Source organism: Microbacterium sp., assembly GCF_032084865.1.
Taxonomy (GTDB): Bacteria; Actinomycetota; Actinomycetes; order Actinomycetales; family Microbacteriaceae; genus Microbacterium.
This window is the reverse complement of the sequence record NZ_DAMDLU010000136.1, coordinates 1-7,769: the sequence shown is the minus strand read 5'-3', so window position 1 is coordinate 7,769 and position 7,769 is coordinate 1. Positions and strand designations below refer to the sequence as shown.

At 68.8% G+C, this 7,769-nt stretch carries 8 protein-coding genes; 4 read left to right on the top strand and 4 right to left on the bottom strand.

Annotated elements, in window-relative coordinates; genetic code table 11:
- Positions 1-967 (top strand): 2-oxo acid dehydrogenase subunit E2 (locus RT309_RS12360; protein ID WP_313357459.1); only part of this gene is annotated, 967 nt, incomplete at its 5' end.
- A gap of 6 nt (positions 968-973) precedes the next feature.
- Here RT309_RS12360 and RT309_RS12355 read toward each other — a convergent pair.
- A complete protein-coding gene (locus RT309_RS12355) occupies positions 974-2,353 on the bottom strand; it encodes a hypothetical protein (RefSeq protein ID WP_313357457.1) in 1,380 nt (459 codons plus the stop codon).
- Between the two features lie 122 nt (positions 2,354-2,475).
- On the opposite strand from RT309_RS12355, the gene RT309_RS12350 reads away from it, so the two are divergent.
- Complete coding sequence (locus tag RT309_RS12350; protein WP_313357455.1) at positions 2,476-3,186, top strand: DUF4191 domain-containing protein; 711 nt, start codon at positions 2,476-2,478, stop codon at positions 3,184-3,186.
- Positions 3,187-3,289: 103 nt separating this feature from the next.
- On the opposite strand, the gene RT309_RS12345 is transcribed toward RT309_RS12350, so the two are convergent.
- Positions 3,290-4,477, bottom strand: a complete 1,188-nt coding sequence (locus RT309_RS12345) for a RimK family alpha-L-glutamate ligase (protein WP_313357453.1) — start codon at positions 4,475-4,477, stop codon at positions 3,290-3,292.
- 25 nt (positions 4,478-4,502) lie between these two features.
- Between RT309_RS12345 and RT309_RS12340 the strand changes: the two genes are divergently transcribed.
- The gene (locus tag RT309_RS12340; protein ID WP_313357451.1) at positions 4,503-4,979 is read left to right on the top strand and encodes an ATP-dependent zinc protease; all 477 of its coding nucleotides are present in this window, start codon (positions 4,503-4,505) and stop codon (positions 4,977-4,979) included.
- A gap of 21 nt (positions 4,980-5,000) precedes the next feature.
- Here RT309_RS12340 and RT309_RS12335 read toward each other — a convergent pair whose 3' ends face one another.
- Positions 5,001-5,387 (bottom strand): RDD family protein, encoded by a 387-nt coding sequence (locus RT309_RS12335; protein ID WP_396654452.1) that lies wholly within the window; start codon positions 5,385-5,387, stop codon positions 5,001-5,003.
- Between the two features lie 147 nt (positions 5,388-5,534).
- Here RT309_RS12335 and glnA point away from each other — a divergent pair, with 147 nt between their 5' ends.
- Positions 5,535-6,959: a type I glutamate--ammonia ligase gene (gene glnA, locus RT309_RS12330; protein WP_313357448.1), complete on the top strand. Its 1,425-nt coding sequence runs from the start codon at positions 5,535-5,537 to the stop codon at positions 6,957-6,959.
- Positions 6,960-7,062: 103 nt separating this feature from the next.
- Here glnA and RT309_RS12325 read toward each other — a convergent pair.
- The coding region (locus RT309_RS12325; RefSeq protein ID WP_396654451.1) for a polysaccharide pyruvyl transferase family protein at positions 7,063-7,769 on the bottom strand (707 nt) is incomplete at its 5' end.

The following is a 7,769-nucleotide window of genomic DNA, read 5'->3' as shown; positions in this document are numbered from 1 at the left end:
CCAGCAGGCACCCGCCCAGCAGGCACCCGCCCAGCAGGCACCCGCCCAGCAGGCATACTCCGACTCGCTCTACGTGACTCCGCTGGTGCGCCGCCTGGCCAGCCAGCAGGGCGTCGACCTGTCGACCGTCACCGGAACCGGTGTGGGCGGACGCATCCGCAAGGAGGATGTCCTCAAGGCTGCCGAGTCGAAGTCGCAGGCACCGGCCGCTGAGACTGCAGCTCCGTCGGCTCCCGCGCTCGAGGTCTCGCCGCTGCGCGGCACGACGCAGAAGATGTCGCGTCTGCGCAAGGTCGTCGCCGAACGCGCCGTGGCCTCGATGCAGCAGACCGCTCAGCTGACGACCTTCGTCGAGGTGGACGTCACCAGGCTCGCGGCGTTCCGCAACGCGAAGAAGGACGAGTTCAACCAGAAGACCGGCGCGAAGCTGTCGTTCCTGCCTTTCTTCACGCTCGCCGCCGCCGAGGCGCTGCAGGCCTTCCCGATCATCAACTCGACCGTCGACGGCGACTCGATCGTCTACCCGGCGAGCGAGAACATCTCGATCGCGGTCGACACCGAGCGCGGCCTGCTCACCCCGGTCGTCCGCGACGCGGGGACGAAGAACATCGCCCAGCTCGCGCAGGAGATCGCCGACCTGGCGGCCCGCACCCGCGACAACAAGCTGAAGCCCGACGAGCTCGCCGGCGGCACCTTCACGGTGACCAACACGGGCTCGCGCGGCGCGCTGTTCGACACACCCCTGGTGTTCCTGCCCCAGTCGGCGATCCTCGGCACCGGCGTCGTGTTCAAGCGCCCCGGCGTGGTCACGGTCGACGGTGTGGATGCCATCGCAGTCCGCTCGTACGTGTACCTGGCGATCTCGTACGACCACCGCACGATCGACGGCGCGGACGCAGCCCGCTTCCTCGGCGCGATCAAGACCCGACTCGAGTCGGCGGAGTTCGCGGCGAACCTGGGGATCTGAACGCGCTCACCCCTGACCCGATGGCTGGTTCGCGACGTCGTACACGTCGCGGACCAGCCATCGGTCTTCCTGGCTGACGAGCACGAGCATCTGCTCGCCGCGCTCCCCCGACTCCCCGAGGCGCAGCACGCTCACATCGCCGTAGTCCTCCACCGCCGAGATCGTGCGCTTCGCATCCGTTCCCGCGAGCCGCTCCTGCACCGTCGCCGCAGCACCGTCGACCACAGCGGCGGGGCACGCCGCATCACGCGTCCGCGCGCACTCCCGCAGGATCGCCAGCAGCGTCGCGGCGCGCTGTTCTGCGGAGCCGTCGAGCACGGCATCCTGCCCCTGACCGGCTTCGGGAACAGGAGACGACGTCGGATCGGGATCGGTCGACTCCGGATGCCCGTTCTGCGGCTCGGTCGGGGCATCCGGAGCAGTCTGAGATGCCGCGCCCGGGATCGCCTCTCGCGCCTGCTCGGTCGCCGCGGAGTCCTCCTCCGTGGTCGGCCACATCAGGCCGCCGACCAGGACGAGCGCGGCTGCCGCCGCGCCGACGATCAGCATGCGGCCACGCGGCGCGCGAGCAGGCGGCTGCGCCGCACCGCGTGCCGGCACGACCGCCGCCCTATCCCGCCGGAGCCGGCTGCTCACACCCGCCATTAGGGGCGCACCCGCGGCGAGCAGGCGGGCCTGCAGGCGCTGCAGCGGGCGCTGCTCAGCTGCCAGCAGGTCCGCATCCTGATGCAGACGGGCGGCATGTGCGTCGATCGCGACCACCCGCTCGGGTGCGAACCCCTCGCGGACCAGTGCGCGCGGTGCCGCCAGCTCGGTCAGCTCGCGCTCCCACCGCTCGATCTCACGGCGGACCATGCGCTGATCGCCCACCGCCGCCCCGATCTCGCCGAGCAGCCTGCTCATCGCGCGATCCGTGCAGCCCTCCCGCAGTCGGGCGATGAGTGCGATGGCCGCCTCGGTGCAGGCCATGCCCTCACTGGGGACGAACACCGGACGCGCCTCGTCGGTGAGCCACCATCGACCGGTGATGCTCCGATCGCCGATCTCCACGATGCCGCGCAGCAGACTGCCGACCAGCGTGACCGTCTCCCCCGCCGACAGGGCGCTCTCGGCCGCCGCACGGCGCCCGAGGAACACCTCGACGCGATCCGCGCACCACGGAAGCACCGCATCGTGTCCGTCGGGCGTGCGCAGCACGTCGCGCACGCCGGCGACGTGCTCCGCACCGGCGAGCATCCACAGCTGCTCGCCGACGGTCTCGGCGTCCACCCGTACGCCCCGTCGCTCACCATCGGTGATCAGCTCGCCGGCGTACGCGGATTCCTGCGCATCCAGCATCCGGATCGCGCGATGCGCGCCCGGCATCAGCGCTGCTGTCTCATCCATTCGACCATCTCAGCGCGCCACGTCGCCCGTCACCGCCGAGAAGAGCGGATCCGGGGATGATCGAGACGATTTCGCCGGTTGTGCAGGAAGAACGATCATCCCGGAATCGGTAGGCTGTACGCATGGCAAAGAGTGCTCCCGTCACCGAGAAGCGGCCCGGCTTCTTCTCGCAGATCCGTTCCCTGTTCCGTTTCACGCGGGACGTGTACGGCTGGCTCCCGTGGGCGCAGATCGCCATCCTCATCGCGGGCGTGCTGATCGGTCTGATCATCGGCTTCCTCATCAGCGGCGCATCCGTCCTGGGCCTGATCCTGTGGGGTGTCACCGGCCTGATGTTCGGAATTCTCGGCGCGATGTTCCTCATGACGCGTCTGTCGACGACGGCGATGTACGCGAAGATCGACGGGATGCCCGGAGCGAGCGGCCACGTCCTCAGCACCAGCCTCGGTCGCAGGTGGTCGGCGTCGGACACCCCCGTCGGCATCAACCCGAAGACCCAGGAGGCCGTGTACCGCGTGGTCGGTCGCGGCGGCATCGTCATCGTCGGCGAGGGCGCGCGCGGTCGTCTCACCCGCCTCATCAACGAAGAGCGTCAGAAGTCGCAGCGCGTCGCCCACGGCGTGCCGGTCACGGTGCTCTACGTCGGCCACGGCGATGACGACGTCGCCATCGCCGACCTGTCGAAGACCATCAAGAAGCTGCCGAAGGCGATCGACAAGGCCACCATGGCCGCAGTCATCCGCCGCATCGAGTCGGTGTCGCAGTCGCTGTCGTCGCTGCCCATCCCCAAGGGCATCGACCCCACCCGCGTGCGCTCGCAGCGTCCGCGCTGACCGGCGCAGAGCCCTCAGCCGCAGAACGGCCCCTCTCGTGACCGAGAGGGGCCGTTCTGCTGATCATCACCGGCCCAGAGCGACTCCGTGGGCCGCCGGCACATCACTCGCCCAGCGGCTCCTTCGGCAGCCGGCGCACGCGCGGACGGCGGCGGCGCTTCTCAGGGATCATCGAGCGCATCTCCTCGAGCTTGCCGAAGCACAGCAGTCGGTCTTCCGCCTCGAGCACGACGTGCTTGCGCGGGTTGGGGATCACGCTGACGCCGCGGTGCAGCGTGAGCACGGTGATGTCGCGATCCCACAGCCCCAGGTCGCCCAGCTGCATGCCGACCTGGCCTGCGCCCGAGTGGATGAGCAGCTCGGCCACGCCGTACCCGGTCGACACGCTCAGCCGCTGACGGACGTCGATGTCGGGGAACGCCACCTGGTTCGCGATGTAGTCGATGATGGCGCCCGCCACGTCGAGCTTCGTCGCCGTCTCGATGCCCTGCAGCCCCGGCGACGAGTTGACCTCCATGACCAGGGGTCCGTCGTCGCTCTCCAGCATGTCCACTCCCGCGACGCGCAGGCCCATGATCTGGGCCGAGCGCACCGCCGTCTGCTCGTACACCGGGTCGAGGGTGACCGGCTCCACCCGGCCGCCGCGGTGCACGTTCGAGCGGAACTCGTCGCCGTCGGCGACGCGGCGCATGGCGGCGACGACCCGGTCGCCGACCACGAGTGCGCGGATGTCACGGCCACGGCTCTCGGCGATGAACTTCTGGATGAGCACGTTCTGCTTCGTCGAATGCAGCGTCTCGATGATCGCCTCGGCCACCTTGACCTGCGGGGCGAGGATCACGCCGATGCCCTGCGTGCCCTCGAGCAGCTTGATGACGACGGGCGCGCCGCCGACCCGCTCGATCGCGGGGCGCACATCGGCGCGGTTGCGCACGAACGCCGTCGCGGGCATCGCGATGTTGTGCCGCGACAGGATCTGGTTGGCACGCAGCTTGTCGCGCGCGCTCGAGATGCCGTTCGCGGTGTTCGGCGTGTAGACGTCCATCTGCTCGAACTGGCGCACCACGGCGGTGCCGAAGTACGTGATCGAGTTGCCGATGCGGGGCAGGATCGCGTCGTACTCGCTGAGCTGCTTGCCGCGGAAGAAGAGATCGGGCGCGTCGGCGGTGAGGTCGATCGCGAACCGCAGGGTGTTCAGCACCTTGACATCGTGTCCGCGCTGCTGCGCCGCGGCTCTGAGTCGCTGCGTCGAGTACGAGTGCGGGGCGCGCGAGAGAACAGCGATCTTCACAGAGGTTTCCTGCCAGGATGTAGTGGTGACACGGTCCTCTCATTCAAACACGTCCACAGGTTGGCGGGAGTGGGTGGGTCTGCCGGATCTGGGCATCGACTGGCTCAAGGCCAAGGTCGACACGGGCGCGCGCACGTCGTCGCTGCACGCCTTCGATGTGACCGAGTTCGAGCGCGATGGCGAGGACTGGGTGCGTTTCGCCATGCACCCGTGGCAGGACAGCACCGCCGACGCCGTGGTGCACGAGACACGCGTGCACGACCGGCGCGCCGTGCGCAGCTCGTCGGGCCACACCGAGCACCGCATCGTCGTGACGATGCGCGTCCGGCTGGTCGGCCGTGAGGTGGACGCCGAGGTCACGCTCACCAATCGGGACGAGATGGGCTTCCGGATGCTGATCGGCCGCGAGGCGCTGCGACAGGGGTTCCTCGTCGACCCCGCACGCTCGTTCCTCGGCGGTCGCGCGCCGCGTGAGATGCGCAACCGCAACCGCGGGCGCTGACTCGACGGAGGGCTCAGGTGCTCAGCCGCGGATCAGCACCGTGCCGGCGATCTTGTCGTGCAGGCCCCGCTGATCGGCATCCCAGATCACGGCCGGGATGACGAACACCAGCAGCAGCGTGCGAACGATCGGACGCCACAGCCCCACCCAGGCGCCGTCCAGACGCTGCACGCGCATGCCGAGCATCCGGTGTCCGGGGCTGCCGTTCGCGGTCGCGAGGAACACGATCTGCAGCACGGCGAAGACCATCATGGGTGCGAACTGACGCCAGCCGGCCTCGGCGGGCAGTTCGAGCGGGTCGTATCCGAGGAAGCCGATCGCGATGATCGTCGCTGCGAGATAGTCGATCAGCAGGGCGCCGATCCGGCGACCGGGACGGGCGATGCTCCCCGGTCCGGAGACGGGCATTCCGAGGCGTTCGCCGGGGTAATCACTCACCCCTCCAGCCTACCGAGCGGCTGTAACATGCCCGAAACACAGCGGACACGGCTGGGAAACTCCGTACGCATAACCTGCGTAAGGTTGATGCAACCGATACCCGATCAGGAGTCGTACATGTTCACAGAGCCCGCTGAGGTCATCCGCTACATCGAGGAGAACGACGTCAAATTCCTCGACATCCGATTCACCGACCTTCCGGGGGTCCAGCAGCACTTCAACATCCCCGCCTCGACGGTCGACGACGACTTCTTCCGCGACGGGCAGCTCTTCGACGGGTCGTCGATCCGCGGTTTCGCGAGCATCCACGAGTCGGACATGCAGCTGATCCCCGACGTCACCACCGCCTACCTCGACCCGTTCCGCGCGGCGAAGACCCTGGTGATGATCTTCGACATCTACAACCCGCGCACCGGCGAGATCTACAGCAAGGACCCGCGCCAGGTCGCCAAGAAGGCCGAGAAGTACCTCGCATCGACCGGCATCGCCGACACGGCTTTCTTCGCCCCCGAAGCGGAGTTCTATATCTTCGACGACGTGCGCTACTCGGTGACCGGCGGCGAGAGCTTCCACAAGATCGACTCCGAGGAGGCGGCGTGGAACTCCGGTCGTGAGGAGGAGGGCGGCAACCTGGGCAACAAGACGCCGTTCAAGGGCGGCTACTTCCCCGTCGCCCCAGTGGACAAGACCGCCGATCTCCGCGACGACATGACCCTGCGCCTGATCGACACGGGCTTCCACCTCGAGCGCTCGCACCACGAGGTGGGCACGGCCGGACAGCAGGAGATCAACTACCGCTTCGACACGATGGTCAGCGCGGCCGACGACATCCTGAAGTTCAAGTACATCATCAAGAACACGGCCGAGGAGTGGGGCAAGACGGTCACGTTCATGCCCAAGCCGCTCTTCGGCGACAACGGCTCCGGCATGCACACGCACCAGTCGCTCTGGCTCGACGGCAAGCCGCTGTTCTTCGACGAAGCCGGCTACGGCCAGCTCAGCGACATCGCTCGCTGGTACATCGGCGGCCTGCTCAAGCACGCCCACGCCGTGCTCGCGTTCACCAACCCGACGCTGAACAGCTACCACCGCCTGGTGAAGCACTTCGAGGCGCCGGTGAACCTCGCCTACTCCGCCGGCAACCGCTCGGCGGCGATCCGCATCCCCCTCACCGGCTCGAACCCCAAGGCGAAGCGCATCGAGTTCCGGGTGCCGGATGCCTCGTCGAACCCCTACCTCGCCTTCGCCGCACAGCTGATGGCGGGCCTGGACGGCATCAAGAACCGCATCGAGCCGATGGAGCCCATCGACAAGGACCTGTACGAGCTGCCCCCGGAGGAAGCGGCGAACATCCCGCAGGTGCCGAACTCGCTGCTCGACTCACTCGAGGCGCTGCGCAAGGACCACGACTTCCTCCTCGAGGGCGGCGTGTTCACGCAGGAGCTCATCGACACGTGGATCTCGTACAAGTACGACAACGAGATCCTGCCGATGGCCCAGCGCCCGCACCCGTACGAGTTCGAGCTGTACTACGGCTGCTGAGGGCCACCCTCACCGAGAAACCACTTCCTGCCCGAGACACCACGTTCGAGCGTGTGTCTCCCGCGGGAAGTGGTTTCTCGCGTTGAGAGGGGGACGCGGAGCGTCAGCGCAGTGCGTCGGCGACGGCGTCCCACCAGCCGGCGGCGTCCACGCGGTGGTGGTGGATACGCTCGGCGGCGCCATCCGTCGTGGCGGCCGCGGAGGCGGCGATCTCGGTGAGGCGCGCAGGAGCATCCGCGAGACCGTCGAGGTCGACGACGCCGTCCTGGTGCCAGTGGCCGAGCGCGCCCGAGAGCTTGATGTGCGTGTACTCGTCGGCGGCCAGCGCGATGATCGGCACGCCCGCCGGTGCGGCGAACACGGCTGGGTGGTAGCGGCTGGTCATGAGAAGGCGCGACGTACGGGCCAGCCGCGCGGCGGTCAGCGAGTCGCCGCTGGGCAGCACGATGCTCGGGCGTCGCATCCGGGCTCGCACCCGTTCGTGCAGCGCAGCGTCGCCGGCAGGCTCGGCTCCCGCCGACTCGGGGCCGAAGTGCGCGTGGAACACGACGGACCCCACTGTGTCGGCGGCCTGATCGAGCAGCGCCGCGATGCCGCGCTCGACCGCATCGGCGGAGCGTCCGGCGAACCAGCCCGACAGGCTCACCAGCACGCGTTCGGATGCGGAGGGCCCGTCTGCGTGGGCCGGTCCGCCCCCGAGGAACGACGCGTCGTCTACGCCGGCGTGCACATGTGCGCCCCAACCGCGGGCGAGCTGCGCCGAAGCGTGCTCGCGCACGCCGGTCAGCGCCGCGGCGCGGGCCATGGCGG

What these genes read in the sequence shown, in the direction of transcription:
- RT309_RS12350 (WP_313357455.1), top strand. Translation starts at nt 2,476, where the DNA reads ATGGCAAAGAGTGCTCCCGTCACCGAGAAGCGGCCCGGCTTCTTCTCG.
- RT309_RS12355 (WP_313357457.1), bottom strand. Translation starts at nt 2,353, where the DNA reads ATGGATGAGACAGCAGCGCTGATGCCGGGCGCGCATCGCGCGATCCGG.
- RT309_RS12335 (WP_396654452.1), bottom strand. Translation starts at nt 5,387, where the DNA reads ATGCCCGTCTCCGGACCGGGGAGCATCGCCCGTCCCGGTCGCCGGATC.
- glnA (WP_313357448.1), top strand. Translation starts at nt 5,535, where the DNA reads ATGTTCACAGAGCCCGCTGAGGTCATCCGCTACATCGAGGAGAACGAC.